The organism is Paenibacillus sp. FSL M8-0142 (assembly GCF_038597315.1).
GTDB classification, from domain to species: Bacteria; Bacillota; Bacilli; order Paenibacillales; family Paenibacillaceae; genus Paenibacillus_AQ; species Paenibacillus_AQ lactis.
This window is the reverse complement of record NZ_CP152008.1, coordinates 2,801,257-2,820,685: the sequence shown is the minus strand read 5'-3', so window position 1 is coordinate 2,820,685 and position 19,429 is coordinate 2,801,257. Positions and strand designations below refer to the sequence as shown.

At 51.2% G+C, this 19,429-nt stretch carries 17 protein-coding genes; 2 read left to right on the top strand and 15 right to left on the bottom strand.

Annotated features, from left to right (window positions below; genetic code table 11):
* Positions 1-130 precede the first annotated feature (130 nt).
* The gene (locus NSQ46_RS13270) at positions 131-1,204 is read left to right on the top strand and encodes a DNA-3-methyladenine glycosylase (protein ID WP_341341860.1); all 1,074 of its coding nucleotides are present in this window, start codon (positions 131-133) and stop codon (positions 1,202-1,204) included.
* 145 nt (positions 1,205-1,349) lie between these two features.
* Here the strand turns inward: NSQ46_RS13270 and NSQ46_RS13265 are convergent, their stop codons facing one another.
* From NSQ46_RS13265 to NSQ46_RS13210, 12 genes are all read right to left on the bottom strand, one after another.
* On the bottom strand, positions 1,350-1,823 hold the full coding sequence (locus NSQ46_RS13265) for a DUF3574 domain-containing protein (protein WP_007130243.1): 474 nt from the start codon (positions 1,821-1,823) through the stop codon (positions 1,350-1,352).
* A gap of 229 nt (positions 1,824-2,052) precedes the next feature.
* A complete protein-coding gene (locus NSQ46_RS13260) occupies positions 2,053-3,099 on the bottom strand; it encodes a hypothetical protein (protein WP_342576843.1) in 1,047 nt (348 codons plus the stop codon).
* Positions 3,100-3,145: 46 nt separating this feature from the next.
* The gene (locus NSQ46_RS13255; protein ID WP_007130245.1) at positions 3,146-3,877 is read right to left on the bottom strand and encodes an alpha/beta hydrolase; all 732 of its coding nucleotides are present in this window, start codon (positions 3,875-3,877) and stop codon (positions 3,146-3,148) included.
* A 114-nt stretch (positions 3,878-3,991) separates the two neighbouring features.
* Positions 3,992-4,948, bottom strand: a complete 957-nt coding sequence (locus NSQ46_RS13250) for an acetamidase/formamidase family protein (protein ID WP_007130246.1) — start codon at positions 4,946-4,948, stop codon at positions 3,992-3,994.
* 252 nt (positions 4,949-5,200) lie between these two features.
* Entirely contained in the window at positions 5,201-5,368 is a 168-nt protein-coding gene (locus NSQ46_RS13245; RefSeq protein WP_157462167.1) for a hypothetical protein, read from the bottom strand.
* A 455-nt stretch (positions 5,369-5,823) separates the two neighbouring features.
* Complete coding sequence (locus tag NSQ46_RS13240) at positions 5,824-6,495, bottom strand: DUF6320 domain-containing protein (protein WP_341341859.1); 672 nt, start codon at positions 6,493-6,495, stop codon at positions 5,824-5,826.
* Positions 6,492-7,769 carry a hypothetical protein gene (locus NSQ46_RS13235; RefSeq protein ID WP_007130248.1) on the bottom strand — a complete coding sequence of 426 codons (1,278 nt, stop codon included), beginning with the start codon at positions 7,767-7,769 and terminating at the stop codon, positions 6,492-6,494. The genes NSQ46_RS13240 and NSQ46_RS13235 overlap by 4 nt, the downstream gene beginning before the upstream one ends.
* A 123-nt stretch (positions 7,770-7,892) precedes the next feature.
* Positions 7,893-8,546, bottom strand: a complete 654-nt coding sequence (locus NSQ46_RS13230; RefSeq protein WP_083832624.1) for a polysaccharide deacetylase — start codon at positions 8,544-8,546, stop codon at positions 7,893-7,895.
* A gap of 372 nt (positions 8,547-8,918) precedes the next feature.
* The gene (locus tag NSQ46_RS13225; RefSeq protein WP_007130250.1) at positions 8,919-10,598 is read right to left on the bottom strand and encodes a ribulokinase; all 1,680 of its coding nucleotides are present in this window, start codon (positions 10,596-10,598) and stop codon (positions 8,919-8,921) included.
* A 24-nt stretch (positions 10,599-10,622) separates the two neighbouring features.
* Positions 10,623-11,630 (bottom strand): LacI family DNA-binding transcriptional regulator, encoded by a 1,008-nt coding sequence (locus NSQ46_RS13220; protein ID WP_007130251.1) that lies wholly within the window; start codon positions 11,628-11,630, stop codon positions 10,623-10,625.
* Between the two features lie 464 nt (positions 11,631-12,094).
* The gene (locus NSQ46_RS13215; RefSeq protein WP_007130252.1) at positions 12,095-12,949 is read right to left on the bottom strand and encodes an aminoglycoside phosphotransferase family protein; all 855 of its coding nucleotides are present in this window, start codon (positions 12,947-12,949) and stop codon (positions 12,095-12,097) included.
* A 251-nt stretch (positions 12,950-13,200) separates the two neighbouring features.
* Positions 13,201-15,081, bottom strand: coding sequence for a beta-L-arabinofuranosidase domain-containing protein (locus NSQ46_RS13210; RefSeq protein WP_007130253.1), 1,881 nt, complete (start codon positions 15,079-15,081; stop codon positions 13,201-13,203).
* Positions 15,082-15,271: 190 nt separating this feature from the next.
* On the opposite strand from NSQ46_RS13210, the gene NSQ46_RS13205 reads away from it, so the two are divergent.
* Positions 15,272-16,132 carry an AraC family transcriptional regulator gene (locus tag NSQ46_RS13205; protein WP_007130254.1) on the top strand — a complete coding sequence of 287 codons (861 nt, stop codon included), beginning with the start codon at positions 15,272-15,274 and terminating at the stop codon, positions 16,130-16,132.
* A 27-nt stretch (positions 16,133-16,159) separates the two neighbouring features.
* Here the strand turns inward: NSQ46_RS13205 and NSQ46_RS13200 are convergent, their stop codons facing one another.
* From NSQ46_RS13200 to NSQ46_RS13190, 3 genes are all read right to left on the bottom strand, one after another.
* Positions 16,160-16,954: an SDR family oxidoreductase gene (locus tag NSQ46_RS13200; protein WP_007130255.1), complete on the bottom strand. Its 795-nt coding sequence runs from the start codon at positions 16,952-16,954 to the stop codon at positions 16,160-16,162.
* A gap of 120 nt (positions 16,955-17,074) precedes the next feature.
* Entirely contained in the window at positions 17,075-17,920 is an 846-nt protein-coding gene (locus NSQ46_RS13195) for an aldo/keto reductase (protein WP_007130256.1), read from the bottom strand.
* A gap of 106 nt (positions 17,921-18,026) precedes the next feature.
* The gene (locus NSQ46_RS13190; RefSeq protein WP_007130257.1) at positions 18,027-19,241 is read right to left on the bottom strand and encodes an MFS transporter; all 1,215 of its coding nucleotides are present in this window, start codon (positions 19,239-19,241) and stop codon (positions 18,027-18,029) included.
* Positions 19,242-19,429 lie beyond the last annotated feature (188 nt).

The window sequence follows — 19,429 nt, the reverse complement described above, 5'->3', positions numbered from 1 at the left end:
ACATTATAACCACAGGTTCGGCTCGTTGTACGGTTTTTGGAATATAAGAGCAAGATTACAAAATGATTTGCTTCCGTAGTATGGTACAAATAGTATAAGAGATAATTAGAGCGAAAGGAAACGATGAATCATGTCCCAATCGAAGCCGACACCAAACGGCCGAACGCCCGCAAATTCCATAGAACCAAGCACTGAGCATGCATGGGGCAGTCTCGCTGATACGAATCAGCGTGCTGCTTCGGTTTCCTCTCGGCACTCCCATCCGAATCCGGTCCCTCATAGCAGCTGGGAGGACCATCAGCATGAACTCAAGATGTTCGTGCCGAAGGAATTCAGCTTCAAGGAGAACCTGAGTTACCTGCAGCGCTCGCCGAATGAATGTCTGTTTCACATCCGCAACGACCGGATTTATCGAGCTCTCCCCTTGGGCCTAGGACAGGATATCGTCGTGATTGAAGTTCGCGAAGCGCCTCACGAACAGGCCGTCATCGTTCGTTTCCTTGGGGATTTCATCCCTGTTGAGCCCAGTATGCGGGCTGAAGCAGCTGCGTACGTCCGCGATTGGTTCGACATGAACACCGATCTGGTTCCATTCTATGAGATGGCGGCTGTTGATCCCCTCCTCCGCGAAGCTGTCCAATCCTTCTACGGGCTTCGCAACATGGGAATCCCCGATCTGTTCGAAGCGTTGTGCTGGGGCATTCTAGGTCAACAGATCAATTTAACCTATGCCTATACGTTAAAGAGGCGTTTCGTGGAAGCCTTTGGCCGACGCCTCGAATGCGAGGGAGAGACATATTGGATATTCCCGCGGCCGGAGGAAATCGCGGGATTAAACGTCCGGGACCTCAGCGGTCTTCGGATGACGGTGAAGAAATGCGAGTACATTCTGGACGTTGCCAAACTCATGGCAGATGGAGCATTGACCAAGGAGAAGCTGCTTGAGGCCGGGGGCCTGAAGCAAGCGGAGAACATGCTTATCGCGATCCGCGGCATTGGCCCCTGGACGGCGAATTATGTACTGATGCGCTGCCTTCGGATCCCCAGCGCCTTTCCGATTGATGACGTTGGACTGCACAATGCGATCAAGCATGTGCTGGGCATGGAGAAGAAGCCGACGAAGGAAGAGATTCGGAAGCTGTCGGCTTCTTGGGTCAATTGGGAATCCTACGCTACCTTCTATCTCTGGAGATTTCTGTACTAGGAGTGCGCAAAAAAAAGGCTGGCCCTCTCATCCCCTGCTGCAGGATGAGAAGCGTCAGCCCCTTCACTATAGATCATTATTGTTAAGTATGATGATGCATGAGTTAAGTAATAATACCTGTGGGTTCACGTTATGACGTTTCTTTTTATTCGATAAAGTACATTTTTCCATCCACTTCTAGGGAAATCGTATATTGAGCGAGATCCTCTTTCAGCTGCTTGGCATACGCCACCACATGATCCAATGATTTCTTATCCAGTTTCTCGGCATAGGCGTACACAATCGTAACATTCTCCTTGATCAGCTTCTGATCTTTGTCCACCCAAGCACCCTCACCGTCAATAGCTGTAGCGCCGCCGAACCATTGCGAAAACTTCGTTAATGCCTGATCTACGAACTTTTGCTGGGCTTCTTCGGTGATTTCAATGTTTCCCTTCACCGTGGATGGGATATAAATTTTTACGACATGACTGAGGTGAAACTGCCCCTCAAGAGCGCTTCCTGACACTTCAGCTGCCGAAGACCCCTCCGCACTGTAAGATTGCTGGACCGGGACGAACACGAGCAGCAATAACACTGCAATCGCTGCCGTAATCATCCAATTCTTTTTGTTCTTCATTACCCCATGTCTCCTTCTTTTGTTAAATAATCGAACGGCCGGTTCCCAAAACGGTAATCCTCTGACCCCGTCCAAGATGCGGCCAGTCGATCAAGCTTGGATAATTATATTAAAGGAACCTATGATATTCAATGGGAAATCCGAATTAATCCGGATTTAATAGAGAGCATGCGAAAAGCCGAATTCTGCTTTGCGAAGCAGAACCGGCTTGTTTGCACTTGTTGCGGCACTAATTTATTTTTCCGATCCAGGTTAAGCTCTCTACGTCCCGATGATCCATACTTCCATTCAGAATCGCCTGAACGTCATGCAGGGTGTCTTGGAGCGGAACCCGTTCCCCTTCTCTTCCGGAATAGGCTTTTGCAATGTAAAAAGGCTGTGTAAGGTAAGCCTCCAGTCTCTCCCCTCTCTGATACACTTCCGTTTCCGATGCAGGAATCGCCTGCAGACCCCTCACCTGTACTAATGAGCGAAGCTCGCGGTAACGGCGCAGCAGCTTCTGAGCCCGCTGCTGAACCGAGGCGTGATTCTGATCCAGATGGGCACCTTCCAGCACCGACGAGGTAGAGTAGATCGGATTGACGGCAGGAAACATATGTCTTGCCGCCAGATCCGCGTCGAAATACCAGAGCGTTTCGAGCGGACCGTAAGGAATATCCTCATCAACCACAGCTCCTTTCAGGTCGACGAGAAATGTGGTAACATGCTGATGGCCTTCCTGCTGCAGACGCTCCTGCAGCTCGTATATTTTTCCGGTCAGCACATGCTCCCGGTCCGCGGCGAGCATCATCTCCTTACCCGGCGGCGTGCTTACCGCGACATCATAAACTTCTTCTATGGAATACGCCACCCGCTCCACATCATCCAGCATATCCTGCAGCTCGGGGTATTCCCCTTCTGGCTTCAGCAGAATCGTCATATAACCATCCCGTTTAAAATGATGGAACAATTCGCCGAGCAGCACCAGCTGCCCCATTCCCGGACGGGCCACTAAACCTACCGTCCCGCCTTTAGCGATCGGGGCAAATAAATCGAGCGGCTTAATGCCCGTTTCGATCATATCGATCCGATCTCCGCGCAAGATCAGCTCATCCAAACTGCATTTCGCCAGCGCTGCCAATGCGGCAATCGTGCGGACTTCCGCGCGGCCGACCGGGATCTTCCCCGTACATAAATTGGAGACGGTGGCCGGCCGCAATCCAAAAGACTTGGCAGCGCTCGTCAGGTTCGGAACTCTTTGTCGCAGCAGCGATACATTAAGCTTCAGATTGTCCAAATGCGTACACCCTTTTTTAATAGTAGATTCATGTTTCTTCAGGATCTTACCTGATCGCGTTCATAAAGGAATCTGCGGTGCGGACAAACGCTTCCGCGTCCGGTTCGAAAATATTATGGTCATGCTGATCGAACTCCACAAGCTTGGCCTGTGGCAGCTTCAGCTTGTACTGCTCCGCTGCTTCTAATGATAACCCGGGATGCGGTTTTACGCCACGGATAATCAAGGCTGGACAAGTCAAAGTGGTCAAGTCATCCCATAACTCCACCTTGCTTGATTCCCGCTGCAGTGCATGCAAGGCCCCGGCCTGCATCCGGTCATACAGCTTCTTCCCCCGCCACGGCGGTAAGGATGCGAAGAACTCCACCCATCCCGGCGGAAGCTGAGTATGAATGGCAGGATAGTCGCCGATGATCAACCCCCGGATGCGTTCAGGATGCTGAACGGCATAGCCTAGCTGATACGACACGCCCCTTGAATATCCCATGAGAATGAATGACTCAAGTTCTAAATGACGAACAACCGCGTCGATATCACTGATATGATCCTCGAGCGTGAATCCCGATGCAGGGGAGTCGCTTTTGCCCCGGCCGCGGAGCGTGATCATAATGATATGTCGGGGAGTCAGCTTCTCTACAATGCTAATGTAATCTTCTGCTGATTCTGACAACCCGGGAATGATAACGAGCGGAACATCTCCCTTATTCAGTTCCCGATGGGCCTCCGTCACGTGAATATGCACCCCATTGTTATTCACCATCGTTTCACATAATTGCATTTACAGTTCCTCCTAGGTATAAGCAGCTATTTTTAATAAAGTGCAAACCTTCATCCAACAGGTTTCAAAGCGTACGCTTCTAATGCCTGAAGTCGGTATTTCCCCCTCTCCTTCCTATCTCAACGCGTCGAATGGCAGAAAAGCATGCACGCCCTTAGCCGTATTCACGATTTGAGTGATTCTTAGATCCACTGTCAATGTGGCATAAGCATATGCTTCAGTCCTTGAAATCGCATAGAGCTCGGTCATAAGATCAAGCATCCCGTTCACAGCGATCCACATCGCTTCGTCAAGATCCTCGTGGAAGCCCATCGTCAGCCAGCCCGTGCCCGTCTTTGCCCGGGGCATTGTAATGGCCATGTCATCACGGACACGGAAGGTCAGACTCACCTTTTCCATGGGACATTCCAAGGCGGGCCCGCTAACTTCGCCGTCTCCTTGCGCAGCATGGCCATCCCCTGTCGAGAATAAGCCGCCGCTTACCGGGATCGGCAGATACAACGTACTGCCGGCGGTTAACTCTTTGCAGTCCAGGTTGCCTCCATATGGCCTGGGCACGAACGTGGTATGTCTGCCTTTTTCTTGTGGCGGCATGCCCATAATTCCCATAAACGGCTTCAGGCCGACGCCGTATTTGAAATTACCGAACTGGCTTCGTCCGATCATCGTCCGGGCATCCAGTTCGAAATCCAGCGCCACTTCCTCGGTATCCGACATGCCCAGCTTCTCGTTCCAATAGCTAGGAAAGCCACCGGCAGAGGTCCAGCCCCAGGAGCCGGGCACAATCTCATTGATCCGGATCTCCAATGTGCCCCCAGGCTCCGCCCCTTCGATATGTACGGGACCCAGCAGAGCATGCCCAAACTGCTTCTCCTGCCGCTCCGGCAGGCGCTCGGTAAACTTCAATCTCGGCTCTCCTGGCGAAGAACGCTTCGCAAGTCCCCAACCCGCATCCAGCGTTTGATACTCGACCGTATCCCCGGACTGAATATAGAGAGCCGGCTCAAGTTCCCTGCTGAAAAATCCATGAAGCGAATGAATATCCGGTTTCAACACATGCACCTTGGACATACAGCCTCTCCTCCCTAAATGACCAGGCAGTCACTGAATACCAGTTTAGCGAACTGCCATGATATTTACTTCAAAGAGTAATTCATGTTACTCTGTAAGTCAACAAATATTTACGTCTAAAAGTAATTTTTATTACTCTAAAACTTATTCGCACTCACCAAAAATTTAAATGCTTTGTATTCCTCCCCAATACAAAAACAGGCTCCCAGCCTCATCACCTAAGCGTGACGGCTGAAGCCTATCCTTGACATGTCAACCTGGGCTGCCGTCGGTGAGCTCTCTCACCATATCATCAAGTAGACGATTCACGTTCTCCCATGTGACGGCCGGGGTATGATCGCCGACAGATAACGCAAGGGTGTTGCGATATGTGCTGGCTCCCAAATTGAAGAATGGGGATAACATGATAGGTGCAGTCATATAACCCGCATCGGCCTCCCCGAAAACTGCCGGCTGGGAAAATGCAACACCATGCCAATTTACTGAACTGCCGAGTACAGTCCCAGCAAATAATTCATTCGATCCTGCGGTGTAACTGGATAAGTCCTCACTTCAGATATACCGGTCATGCGGTTCAACCTCCGAATATTCGTTATTGTTAAAGCATCGTTACTCCCACCTCTAAAAAATAAAACCAACTTTAAGTCATTTTTAACTAATGTCCTATCACAATAATAGATATTCTTTTACGTCTATATATTTTGACCGACAAAAAAAGACACACACCATGTGTATCTTCTTAGTACAGGACCCGTGCTCCGCATCATACATCGTGGTCCGTATTCTCTTTTCCACCCCTATCTTGTCCGTACGCTGATTCACATTCGGCTTTTTGGTGAATGATCCATTTGGTATCATTCCCCTCATGACTTTCGTCAATAGTGCAGCCTGCGCTTCACTTCTTTGCGGAAGCCCTTGTCCGCAAGCAGCCACATCCCGCCGAACGTCAACAGGGCATACATCGCTGCCGAAACCGACGGCCATAATACGTGCGAAAGACCGAGCAGAAAGAACAGTAAGGGGGTAAATCCCAGAAACACCATAAGCAGCAAATATCCTCCGAACTCGCGCCAGCCAAGCGGCTTTGCAATGCAGAGCAACGTCATCAGCAGGGTTGCAGCCATAACCAGGAACGGGATGACGTACCCGGTTGACCAGGCGGTCCCACCCGAAAGCGCGTTGATCCATAGCAGCATACCGGACAGACCGAGCCATTGAACGACGATTTTGGCCCCTAGATGTGAATTGGACATCAACGTGTGACGGATGAGCAGCCACGCGTACAGCACACAGGGTGCAACATACAGACTCCACCAAACATCACGGCTTCCCAAAACGTTAATGACGAGGGTAATGCTGATTACCGCCATAATCATAAAAATCAGCGATCTGGCAAACGTGCCGCTCTCGCGCGGTTCCGGCATTGCGGAATAGGAAGGATACCAGCGATTGCCCGCCGTTTTGCTGCCTCCGGCCGTATTTCGCCGACAAAGCGGACAAACCGCATGGGCCGGATCCACCGTAACGCCGCAGCTATCGCATCTCATGCTCCCATCCCCCAATCATTGCTGACAATCCTGACCTCAAGCCCGGTAAATCCGGACAGTTCGCGGAAGAAGTGCATGATAATGTCGCTCTCAACGATATTTCTTGCGAAGGTCACGGTCAGCTGATCGTTGATGGAGCATACCGCGCAGTTCATCGGGCTTTTGGCCGTAGGGTACATCGTTGTTTCCATCACTTCAATATGCGCCGCCATTCCCTCCGGCACCTCGACCCTTCCCAGATTGGTTAACGTAAGGGTCTTGGCTTCTTCCCCATAATGGTCAAATCCGTAGCGGATTGCCAAATCCTTCAGCTTTAGCGGAGCGATTCGCGATAGGAAGGTGTTCTCGTATTTCATGCTCCCGGACATCGTGCGAGACAAATAAGACTTCGTTGTTTTCTCCTTCATTTGTTGTTGGACTTGCACGAGCACCTGCTCGAAATCCATGTTCTCTGCCGCAGCAATGCCTATATTGATGACCGCGAAAAAGTTGCGGAGGCTGCTGGATGGAAAGATATTTCGCAGATTCACCGGCATGCTGATTACGATCGGTCGACGCTCCGTATTTAGTGGCTCACCCGCATGATGGACCGCTATCACCAGAATGGCCGTCAAATACGCCGTCAACGTTACGCCCTTCTCTTTCGCACATGCATTCAGGCCGGAGGCCCGAAGCATGCCGTGAATGACGTTGTGGCCGTAGGGAACAAAGCGTGTCCCTCGTATTTGGAACGCCTCGGGAGCCTTGTCCAGATCAAGCGGCGGCTCTGATGTATAGTGTGCCTTGAAGCTGTCCTGGGCTTCCGCATATCTGGCAAACGACGCAGGCGGCAGGATCATCCCCTGCTTGTCATCCACATTTTCGCCAAGCAGACATAAATACTGGAACACTAGCGTTTTAAGAAACTCAAGGGCACCCCCGCCGTCGGTCAACGCATGAAAAATTTCGACGCTGATCTTGCTGCCGTGATACAGAATGCGAACCAGGCTAGCGTTCGAATCCGAGAGCGACACCGGCGCGCAAGGGTATGTGCCCTCCGGCTCCACCCGCAGCGGCGACTCCTTTTCCCGTAAAAATTTCCAGAACAACCCGTTTCCCATCTCCACATGAAGCAGTGGAAACCGCGTAATTACGCTATCCAGCGCCTTCTGCAAAATCGGTGGCTTTACGGGATGTTTCAGTAAGAACGACAACCGGTAGGTTGATGAGTTTTCTTGGCCCGCCACGGCTGGAAACAGCTTCCCGGCGTGATCCAGCTTGTACCAATCCTCCATATTACTCTGCTACCTCCAAACCATAGTACGTAATGCTGTCAGCATTCCTCTTTCTAACAGCCGAACGCTTTTTATAGCGGCGGCTTTGCGCGCCCCCTAATCCCTAGATGGATTACAAGAAGGCTATCGCGCTTGTTCCATCACCGTCTCGTGGACCGGGCTCGGAAATCGTCTCGCAAGCGAAGCGCGGGTATGGATCAGCATCATCGGGATGAGCTGTTCTGTACGGCGACCGATCCGGTTCTTGCCTTCGGGGTGCAGCACCGACAACAGCAGGCGAAGATACGACGTCGTCATTCTCCGGAACAAGCCTTGCTCCATGGCCTGCATCTCGAACCCGAGGCCGTGCGTCAACCCGCGGTGGAGCAGCGTAATGCCGACCAAGGCTCTTACCTCGTTGAACTCGGACTGATCGGCATAGGCCCGGCTGATAAGCTTCATCGATCGCCGGCCGAGCCTTGCGATCTTGAGGGCTGCAAGGTCGGGACCTTCGGTACGGATCAGGTTTAAGATTTCAGCATTGTCCAGATGAAGCTCGCCGATCCAATCGCCTTGCGAAATGACGGTCGAATCGGCGCAGATGATCGGCGCCCCCCGATGCTTCTTGATCATGACGGTACAGATGCCGAAGTGAAACGTATGTGAACCGCGAAAACGCGAAGACCATTTAAAGATGCGTTCCCATGCCATCCACATGCTTTGCATGGCGTTTTTAATGATAAGCAGCTGATTCACCACCCTTATTCGGATGCGCCGCACGTTTCGGATTAGATCCATCCTTTATTCATCGCGCATACCGGATTCCTTAGAATAAGCATACATGATGGGATGTACCGGATTACACCGTCTCCGGCATTAAGTGAAGCTCCGTCTTGGGGCGGAGTGTTCTGCCAGACATTCATCTAGGGACGACGGTTTATCTTGGTGAAGACGATGGGGTAATGGATCACCAAGACCGCACTTGGCAATATCCTTTGATCATGAAAAAAAACGACCGTCCGCAATAATCTTTACGGGAAAACGGTCGTTCCTATTTATAAGATTTATGAGTTACTTTAATTGCACATGGTACTAGGGGGGAAGTGTTCATAGAAGAGGGAGAGCTGCGGCTTCGGCGGGCATAAATTCATTTCGCTCTTCCCGATGTTTCTATCCCTCACTGCCGGCGCCGCTCTTTAATGACTTTAAGCGTTTCAGCACCCCGTTTTCGCCTCTTCCCAAATAATCATGAAGTCGTTTGTATTCCTTGTACAATTGATCATACACGCGCACATTAGCCTCAATCGGCTTAAAGGTTTCTTCCCGAACACGGGCAATGGCTTCTGCAGCTTCTACGATGCTCCCAAAGCCTCCCTGTTCCTTGCCTGCCGCCACGGCGCCGAACATAGCTGCCCCAAAAGCAGCGGTCTGAACGGTATCCGCAACTTTGATTTCCTTGCCGGTAACATCGGCATAGATTTGCATCAGCAGCCGGTTACGCTGAGGCAATCCGCCGCAAGCGTAAAGCTCCTGAACTTCTACGCCGCTTTCCGTAAAGGCTTCGATGATCGCCCGCGTTCCAAATGCGGTAGCCTCTAACAGTGCCCGGTATATTTCCGCAGGCTTGGTCTGCAGGGTCAATCCAAGGATGACGCCGCTCAGATCAGCATCCATCAGCACGGAGCGGCTACCGTTCCACCAATCGATCGCCAGCAGGCCGGTTTGACCAGGGGCATATTGGGCCGCTTCCCTCTCAAGCCACTCATGAATGCCAAGGCGCTCCTCCGCAGCCTTGCGCCGGACATATTCTGGCACCGCCTCATCCACATACCAGGCGAAGATATCGCCAACCGCCGATTGTCCTGCTTCATACCCGTAATAACCTGGAATGATTCCATCCTCGACGACACCGCAAATGCCTTCCCCTGTCATTTCCTTGTCGCTTAATATCAAATGACAAGTCGAGGTTCCCATGGCGAGCACCAGCTTGCCCGGGGTGACGACACTGACCGCCGGCACCATGGCATGGGCATCGATGTTAGCTACGGCTACCGCGGTACCCGGCAGAAGCCCTGTCAGGGCTGCCATCGATTCGGTTAATCCGCCAGCTTTCGAACCCAGCGGCTTGATCGGACCTCTCAGCTTCGTCTCCACAAGGTCTCCAAACCTCGGATCAAGCGACTGCAGGAATTCCTTGGACGGATACCCCTCCCGTTTATGCCAATTGGCTTTATAGCCGGCGGTACAGCTGCTCCGTGCGAGCTGACCGGTCAATTGCATGACCACCCAATCGGCAGCCTCCATGAACAATACAGCTTGCTCGTACAACTCAGGAGCTTCATGCAAAATCTGTAAAGACTTTGCAAGCATCCACTCCGAGGACAGCTTCCCTCCGTAGCGTGACAGAAATTTCTCCCCTCGCCGCTTAGCGGTTTCATTGATCAGGTTCGCTTCGTCCTGCGCCGCATGATGCTTCCACAGCTTTACCCAGCTATGCGGATTGTCCCTCCACTCATCCAGCATGCACAGCGGAGTTCCCCCGGCATCCAGCGGCATCATCGTGCATGCCGTGAAGTCGATGCCAATCCCGATGACTTGATCCGGGGATACATCTGCCTCCGACAGCACATGCGGGATAGATTGCCGAAGCACCTCCAGATAATCGCCCGGATGCTGCAGCGCCCAGTCCTGCTCCAGCTTCAGACCCGAGTGGACCAGCACCTCGTCCATGACTCCATGCTTGTATGGCGTCACATGGGTGGCAACCTCCTGCCCGGTCGTAATATCAACCAACAGAGCCCTGCCCGATTCCGTTCCGAAATCCACGCCGATCGTGTATAACTGCTTCATATCCATCTCCTCCAAAGTATAGGATCAATTCAACTGTTTCACTTCAGTGCCATATATCTCAAATGCCGGCTTCAACAGCGGCGCTTCTTCACGAATGCGGCGCAGAAGAATTTCTCCGGCTTTGATTCCCATGTCATAGGGACGCTGTTCCAGATAATAAATTCCCGATTCTTTAAGGAGTGGTCCGGCCTCTACTTCACCGAAAGAAGCTACAGCCATGTCGGACGGAATCCTTAGACCGCTGCGTACAATTTCAAGCAAAACACCAAGGCTCATACGGTTATTCAGGGATATGATCGCGGTTGGACGATGGTCCGCATCCAAAAAATGCCGTACGGCCTGGATTCCATCTTCCGTTGAAAAGTCGCCATTATACACGATAGGTTCCTCGTTCAGGGCGTATTCCTTCATCGCTTTCCGAACACCGTCCAGTCGTTCCCTGCCCGTGCTGGATCGCGTCGGACCGTTTACGACTCCAATTGCCTTATGACCATCCTCCAGCAGCTTCCGAGTCAGGCGGGAAGCGCCTTCCGTATTGTCCTCGGCTACCAGATCGAGCATCAACCCCGCTTCCGGCGAGTCCGGCTTGCGGTCTACGAGAATGATCGGCATCCGGGAATCTGCCAGCTGCTTGATCGCCGGATCATTTCCGCCTGAAGTCGCCAGTACAACGGCATCCACGCGCTTTTCCTGCATAAGCTTAAGAAGTCGCTTTTCCTTGTCCGGATTCTCATCCGAGCTGCAGAAAATAAGCTGAAAGCCTTCTTTCCCTACAACATCCTCAATACCTTTGGAGATTCCCATAAAATAAGGGTTGGAAATATCGGGAACGACGACCCCGATCATATAGGTCCGGTCCTGCTTCAGACTGCGGGCGATGGCGCTTGGACGATAATTCAACTTGTTCACCGCCGCCATCACTCGCTCTTTAATCTCATCGCTTACAAAATCGGTATTGTTCAGTACCCTTGAAACGGTCGCCGTGGATACCTCTGCTTCCTCCGCTACTTGTTTAATGGTCGCTCTTGCCAAGTATGGCTCACCTCAACCCTAAGTGATTTCATGTAATCGATTACGTAAACGATTACATTCACAGGTTATAGTAAAAACTAGGCGCATGTCAACTCTATCTTTTAAAAGTCATCTTGCTCAGCCTCGGGAGCTCCTTTGGGCCTGCAAAAGTCCCCTTTTTGGGACTTCCTCCGCCACTGTAATTCCTTTTTGCCCGCGACAAATCTCTTTTGGGGACTTGCTGCACCTCTGGAGCTCCTTTTTGCCCTCACATGTCCCCTTTTGGGACTTGTCCAGGCAATAAACTGAATCAAGCTCATCACTCCCACTTCTAAACCGTCCCCTAACACAAACCTATCCACTGCTCAATTAACCCGAACAAGCCCCACACCATCCATGTAAGATGGTACAAGGCTCAGTATACTGCTGCAAGATTCCTCAAATCGTCCACCAACTAGTGGAGGACCGGTTGTGCTACTTTAGGATCAAACTTCGATAAGCAAGGAATGCAAATACTTGTTGCTGTTCAATATTGACCTGACCCTGGCGATCGTGTCGTTTCTAACTGGTGGGTGGTCCACTCTGTTGAGCAAGATCCAGCGCAGACAGGCTATCGCTTCAAACAGCTCAAGCTCATCCGCTTCGAATCGGTTCTCGGCACAAAATGCAGCACGGTAGAAGGAAGCTCGCTTTTCTCTTACATATATCCACATTAAGATAATCGACCATCCGATATCATATCGAGGATCGCCCATTTGGACATTCGTCCAATCAATAACGGTCAGCTCGTTTTCATTCTCCAGAATATTGCCTAGGTGATAATCGCCATGGATGACATATTCTTGTTCCATGCTCGCGCGCAGAACAAGCTCCATCAGAGGTTGTTGAATATCAGGGAACTCCTCAATTCGTGGATAAAAATAAGAGATAAAGTCATACCTCGGCAGATTGAATCCGTTCAGCCTTTCCAAGGGCAGCTTATGTATATCCATTAATATCTTCGCTAGTTTCAATAGTTTAAGCTGATCGATATTTTGAACAGGCCTTCCGTCGTAACTGGTCAGCATTACTGGATTGCCTTCCCGGTCTGTCCCCCAGCCCAAAGGCTTCGATACTGCTCTTCCATGCGAATGCAATGCATTCAATATTTGATATTGCATTTGAACATCGGGCTTGGAAGCTCTATTCCATACCTTTAGCACGCAGTCTGCCGTTGACGTGACGATCTTCGCCACCTCTGCTTCCAGACCGGAGTCTAACGGGATAACTTGAAATGTAGTTTCATGCTGCAGCAATAATTCGAGCGCCTCGCTTTTCTCTACCCAATTGATTTCTCGCAAATTATGCCCCTCCGTCATTGTGCAACGACTCGATGGTCGTGAAAATACGTGAATAGACTGCTTCGGTATTGGTCTCATTCATTATATCGTTGGATAAACCGTAACCCCAAGGCACGCTATCATCTTTTCCAATAACTCCATATTATGTGTGTTTCTGAGCTTCGTAAGCACTTATCTTAAGCTTGAACGCAACTGTACAACAAAAAAACCGCGATCAACGCGGTTTTTTCGATGGTTCAATCCGGCTTGCTTTAACGCTTATCAGCCCTTCTCCGCTCCCCGATTAATGGAAATTCCCCAATCCGAAGCCTGGCGCTTCCATACGGAACCAGCTCCAATTCCGTAATGGGCTGTCCGTCCGTATCTGGATGCAGCGGAGGGTTGCCGGCGTTGTTGCCTTCCATTTTCCAATCCCGGATCAGCTGGCCCCTAACCTTCACCCTGACAGGCGCATCCTGTGCTTGGAACGGCTGGCGAACCATGTCCTGTTCGATTATCTCGAACGGCGTATCGGCTAGCAGGCCGTATTTCCATGGGGATGCAGGGTATAGCTCCCAATCGTGAAACATGTCGCGCTGCCGGATCATCTGCCAATTTTCCTTGACGGGCAGCACATACACGAGCGGCCCTCGCTCGATGCTGGTGGCGTACATATTTCGGGATACCAACCTGACTTCCATGGGCAAGTGAAGTTCCAATCGGTCACCGTTCTGCCAATGTTGTACGATCCTTGCATAACCGGACTCTACTTGGAATGGCAATTCGCGCCCATTCAGCGTTATGACGGGATCGTCGCACCAGGCGGGGATCCGCAGCGATAAAGGGAACGATTCCGCCCGTTCTAACGACATGTGGATTCGAATGCGGTCCTTGAACGGATATTCGCCGGTTACCTCGATCACAGCCGCAACGTCATGGCGGCCGACTGTCGTCATAACCGTGCACGGGGCATAGGACACGGCAACGAGCCCCTCCTCCTGATCCTTCATCCACAGATGCGCGGCCAGCTTAGGCCAGCCTTGATGCATGTTGGCCGTGCAGCATCCAAAGTTCGGCTCCAGACCGAACACGTTGGCGTCGGGTCCGTTGCTCCATGCCCGCGGAGCGACATTGCAGATGATCTGGTTGACTTGCTGATCATACTGATGCGAGGTCCAATCCGGAGAGATGGCGGCAGGCAGCGCATTAAAAGCAACCTTTTCCAAAATGTCCCCGAAGCGCCCTTCCCCGAGTATTCTCGTCAGCTGCTCCATCGAGAACATATACTCGACGACGGCACATAATTCTACGCCTTGACTCGGATGGGTGCCGGATAACCATTCATCTCCGGAGAACATGCCATGCGCTTGACCGTGATACGTCATCAGGGAATCGATGCCCCGGTGCACGCTTTCCCGCTCCATCGGACTGCCATTCAACTCAAATAATACGCCCGGCGTTTTAATGCCCATCGCTACATTCACGACATGGGTTGTCCAATCCCACTCTTCCACTTTTCGCCAGAACGGAAAATCATGAAAAATATCGCTCCAGTCCGTGGTTTGTCCGGCAACGATATCGGCTAGCTCTAACAGAACAGGCTGCTTCGTACGTCTATATAACCACACGATGCACAGGAGCATCTCCGCTCCCCTTGCTTTGGCCCAGCCCCGCAGCGGCTGTTCCTCGATAACCGAATGGACATAAGTAAAGAACTTTGTCAGAAATGGGATGATCCGTTCATCGCCTGTTGCTTCTTCATGCTGCATCATCACTTTCAGCATGATCATGTAATGCCACCAGTCCTGCTCCTTATCGATATCCTGGTTCACGGAGGTAATACGCTCCGGACCGAACATACCGTTCTCCCGCTGGCTTGCAAGCGACCACTCGATCCAGCGATTGGCCTTGCCAATCAAGGCTTCGTCCTCAAGCAAATAGGCGAGCGGTAGCAAGCCATCGACATAATACGGGCCTCGCTCCCAGCTCTCTCCATGGCCGCCCAGCCATCCATTGTCATCTCCGACGTCCTTCCAATGCTCTTCCAAGCATCCGGTAAACCCGCTGGCTTGGATCTCCAGCTGATCTTTCAGCCAGCCGCCCGGCTTAATCGCGCCCAGTGGCAAGCTGTTAAAAGCAGTCTCGTGCAGCATGAACGTCCACGCTCCTTGTTTCTGTCTTGTAAGTGCACTCTGGTAGAACTATACCATCTCACCCGAGCGGTGCCCTATACACAGAAACAACCTCTTTTTATCCGATTGCAACATGCTTGATTCTTGTATCCGGAAGGCGTTAACGATTATCCTAGAGAGAAGTTAGCAAGAGGAGGAGGCTTGGACGTACATGATGATTCAATTCACGGCACCGCCGCTGCCCCATTATATTAGTAGTGGTGAAGATACCTATCAGGAGGGAGACAAACACGCGGATCGGTTTAACATCGGAGTGTTTGATCTGATTCTGGTCACCCGAGGAGCGTTGTTTCTGGAGGATAATGGTGTATGTTACAGGGTAAAGGCCGGCAGCTACTTGATTTTAAGACCGGATGCGGCACACCGGACATTTCAGCCCTGCCAGGAGGAGACGCATTTTTATTGGCTTCATTTTCAGACGCTAGGATCTTGGACGGAAGCGGAGGAACGAACCCCGTTTGCCTTATCGCAATCGGATCAGACTTATGTCCAAATCGAAACATTCTCTTTTTATATCCCCAAATACGGAGAGCTGCCTTCCAAAGAACAAGCCGTCCTCATCCTTGAACAGCTGCAGACGCTCCAGCAATCGCCTTCATCCACGGCACGCTGGAAGCAGCAGCAGCTTCTCCAAGAACTGCTCCTGCTGCTCCAAACTGAAGAGGAAGGGATCCAGCATCACCATCCTCATTATGCCATTGCGGAACGAACCGCAAACTATCTTAGACAGCATTACAAAGAGCCGGTGAGCTACCGTCGATTAGCCGAGGCCATGCATTTTCATCAGAACTACCTGTCCATTTGCATGAAAAAAACGTTCGGCTGCACGCCCTTGGAATATTTGACACGGCATCGGATCGAACAAGCCAAGCGATTGCTGATCCACACCAACGATCCGATCGGACGGATTGCCGAAGAATCCGGATTCGGCTCATTTCCGTATTTCATACGGTGTTTTATTCGCTATACAGGCATCAAACCCAAATCCTTCAGGCAGAAATTCCGATCCTAACGGAGCGCCTACGATGCATCCGGTTGCTTAGAATACGCTCCGTACCAAGCCCCCGTCGATGCGGAGAGCCGAGCCGTTAATCGCGGAGGATTTAGGACTGCTGAGATACGTGACAAAATCGGCAATCTCCTCTGGACGAATCAGCCGCTGAATAATGGAAGTCGGCCGATTCTCCTTCATAAACCGCCGCTCCGCTTCTTCGATGGTGAGCTCTTCATTGGGATAGAGGGTTTTCAGCATCGTCTCCACGCCTTCCGTAAGCGTAGAGCCGGGCATGACGGTATTGACCGTAACGCGGGTTCCTGTCGTCAGCTCGGCCAAGCTCCGGGAAAGGGACAGCTGCATCGTCTTGGTTGCGCTGTAATGTGCCATCTCTTGGGAAGGCATGATGGCTGCTTCACTAGCGATAAAAATAATTCGACCTTCATTCCGAATGATCATGTTCTTCAAATAATGCCGGGTTAACCGGACGCCGCTCATGATATTCGTCTCGAAGAACCTGAACCACTCCGAATCGGGGATATCGAAAAATTCAGCGGGCTCAAAAATCCCCATATTGTTGATCAGAATGTCAATGACAGGAGCAGCTTCCCTGACCTGGTGACAGCCCTCCTCCGTTCCGAGATCCGCCACGACATAACGCAGCTCGGCATCGGGATGGACGGCATGAATGTCATGGATCGTCTGTTTTACCTTATCCTCATGCCTACCATTAATAATGACGGATGCGCCCTCCGCTGCAAGCGACATGGCTATCGCTTTGCCAATGCCGGACGTTGAGCCTGTTACCAGAGCGACTTTTCCTTGTAGCTCCAAATTCATTAACGCTCTCTCCTTCCATTATGTAGGAATGGACCCTCCTGATTCCCCGTCGTACCGCCCGAGGATTGAGGAGAGCCGCAATATTTATTACACTTCTATCCTTGCGTAAACACAAATTTCTCAGAAATCAAAATTGTCCGGATCCGGTCCCACTCTGTGATTTTGGTTCAGGCTGTCAATGCGCTGCATATCCTCGGCGGACAATTCAAAATCAAAGATGTCTGCGTTCTCGATAATCCGATGTTCCTTGGTCGATTTCGGAATCGTGACCACACCGTTTTGGATATCCCAACGAAGAATGATCTGCGCGATGGATTTTTGATACTTTTCAGCAATGCGCAGAAGATCCTCCTGATCCAGGAGCTGTCCCTGCATTAATGGAGACCAAGCCTCAAGCTGAATTCCATTCTCCTGGCAGTACGCCTGCAGTTCCTTTTGCGTTAGTCGTGGATGATATTCCACCTGGTTCACCATCGGTTTGATTTCGGTTTCCTTCATTAACTGCTCGAGGTGATGGATCTGGAAGTTGCTGACGCCAATAGCTTTGACACGCCCTTGCTTGTACAGCATTTCTAATGCCTTCCACGCCTCTGTATATTTCCCTTCAACCGGCCAGTGTATAAGGTATAAATCCAAGTATTCAAGACCCAGCTTCCGGAGACTTTCCTCGTAAGCCTTCAAGGTGGACTCATACCCCAGATCGGCATTCCATACTTTGGATGTGACAAACAGATCCTCCCGCTTGATCCCGGCAGCTTCCAAGCCCTCGCGGATGCCCTGTCCGACCCCTTCTTCATTTCCGTATATGGCGGCCGTATCTATGGAGCGATAGCCATGCCGAATTGCCGTGCGGACGGCGTTTACCAGCTCCGGTCCTTCCTCTACTTTAAATACGCCAAGTCCAAACCAAGGCATGCTGACGCCATTATATAAAGTGGTTGTATCTTGTAAGTGTTTTGCTGTCATGTTGATGAACCTCCGAAAGTTTTATGTTTGTGAAGAAATGGAGCCTAGTTGCAGTATTTCCGATGAAACGCTTAAACATCACCTCCCTTCATCCTAAATTTTCCATTCAAGCCGCTTTCGTATATGGACGATCCGGATTCTCCGAATCCTTTCTTGCCAGCTTCAAGCTCAATCCCGTAAGCGCGACCGCCGCGAATACCATCAACGCTCCAATCCAAGCCGTGTGAATCAAGCCCATCGATTTCGTAATCAAGCCGCCCAAAAAGGAGCCGATGGCGATGCCTGCATTGAATGCCGCAATGTTCAGTGCCGAGGCCATATTCACAGCGCTTGGCGCAAACCGCTCAGCCAGCTCAACAACATAAACCTGCAGCCCCGGAACATTCATGAAAGCCAGAAATCCCATGAGAATAATCGTAATGAATCCGGCAACTTTAAACGGCGCGGTAAACGTAAGCGAGAACAGCACCACCGCTTGAACGCTGAACATATAGAGCAGTGCTTTGAGCGGACTGCGATTTGCTGCTTTCCCGCCGATGATATTACCTAGCGCTATGGCAATCCCGTAAACGAGCAGAATGACGGCTACCGTATTTTCCTTGAAGCCTGTTATATCCTGAAGCAGTGGGGATAAATAAGTAAAGACAACAAAGGTGCCGCCGTAACCGAGCGCGGTAATCAGGAGCATCAGCAGCAAACGGCGATTGGTCAGCAGCTTAGCCTGATCGCGGAATGAGGTCCGCTCTCCTTTCGGCATGTCCGACGGGATCAGAATGCTGTTCGCGATGAAAGCAGCGACACCGACCAGAGCAATGGCGACAAAAGCCAGTCTCCAGCCCCACTGCTGACCGATAAACGTTCCGATCGGAACACCGGTCACCGTAGCGACGGTAAGTCCTGTAAACATAATGGAGATCGCGGAGGCTCTGCGGTTCTCTGGCACCACGCTGGCGGCGATGACCGAACCGATCGACATAAATACCCCATGGGAAAAGGCCGAAAGCACGCGAGCCGCAAGCAGAATGCCGATGGAAGCCGCGCCAGCCGCCAAGCTGTTTCCGATAATAAAAATGATCATGATCCATAGCAGCAGGGTCTTCCTGGACATCCTCGAGGTAAGCGACGTTAGGATGGGCGCACCGAAGGTGACGCCCAAGGCGTACATCGATACGGTTAATCCGGCGGTCGTAACGGATATATTCATATCCTCCGAGATCAACGGCAGCAGCCCTACGCTGATGAACTCCGTTGTTCCGATCGCAAAGGCACTGACGGCAAGCGCCAGCAGCGCAAAGAAACTTCTTTTTTTATCTATGATCATGGTGTTGAAATTCCCCCTATCCAATTCGCTTGCTTGTATATTGTAAAAAAATTGAGTATGGTGTAATCCAGCTGGCAAATGCTATTATGATCCATATCGAATTTTATGTGAAGAACGTACTTTTTTGTAATGTAGGCACTTCGCAGTACCCTAGTTACTTTTCAGTGCCTATCCAATAGGAGGATGAA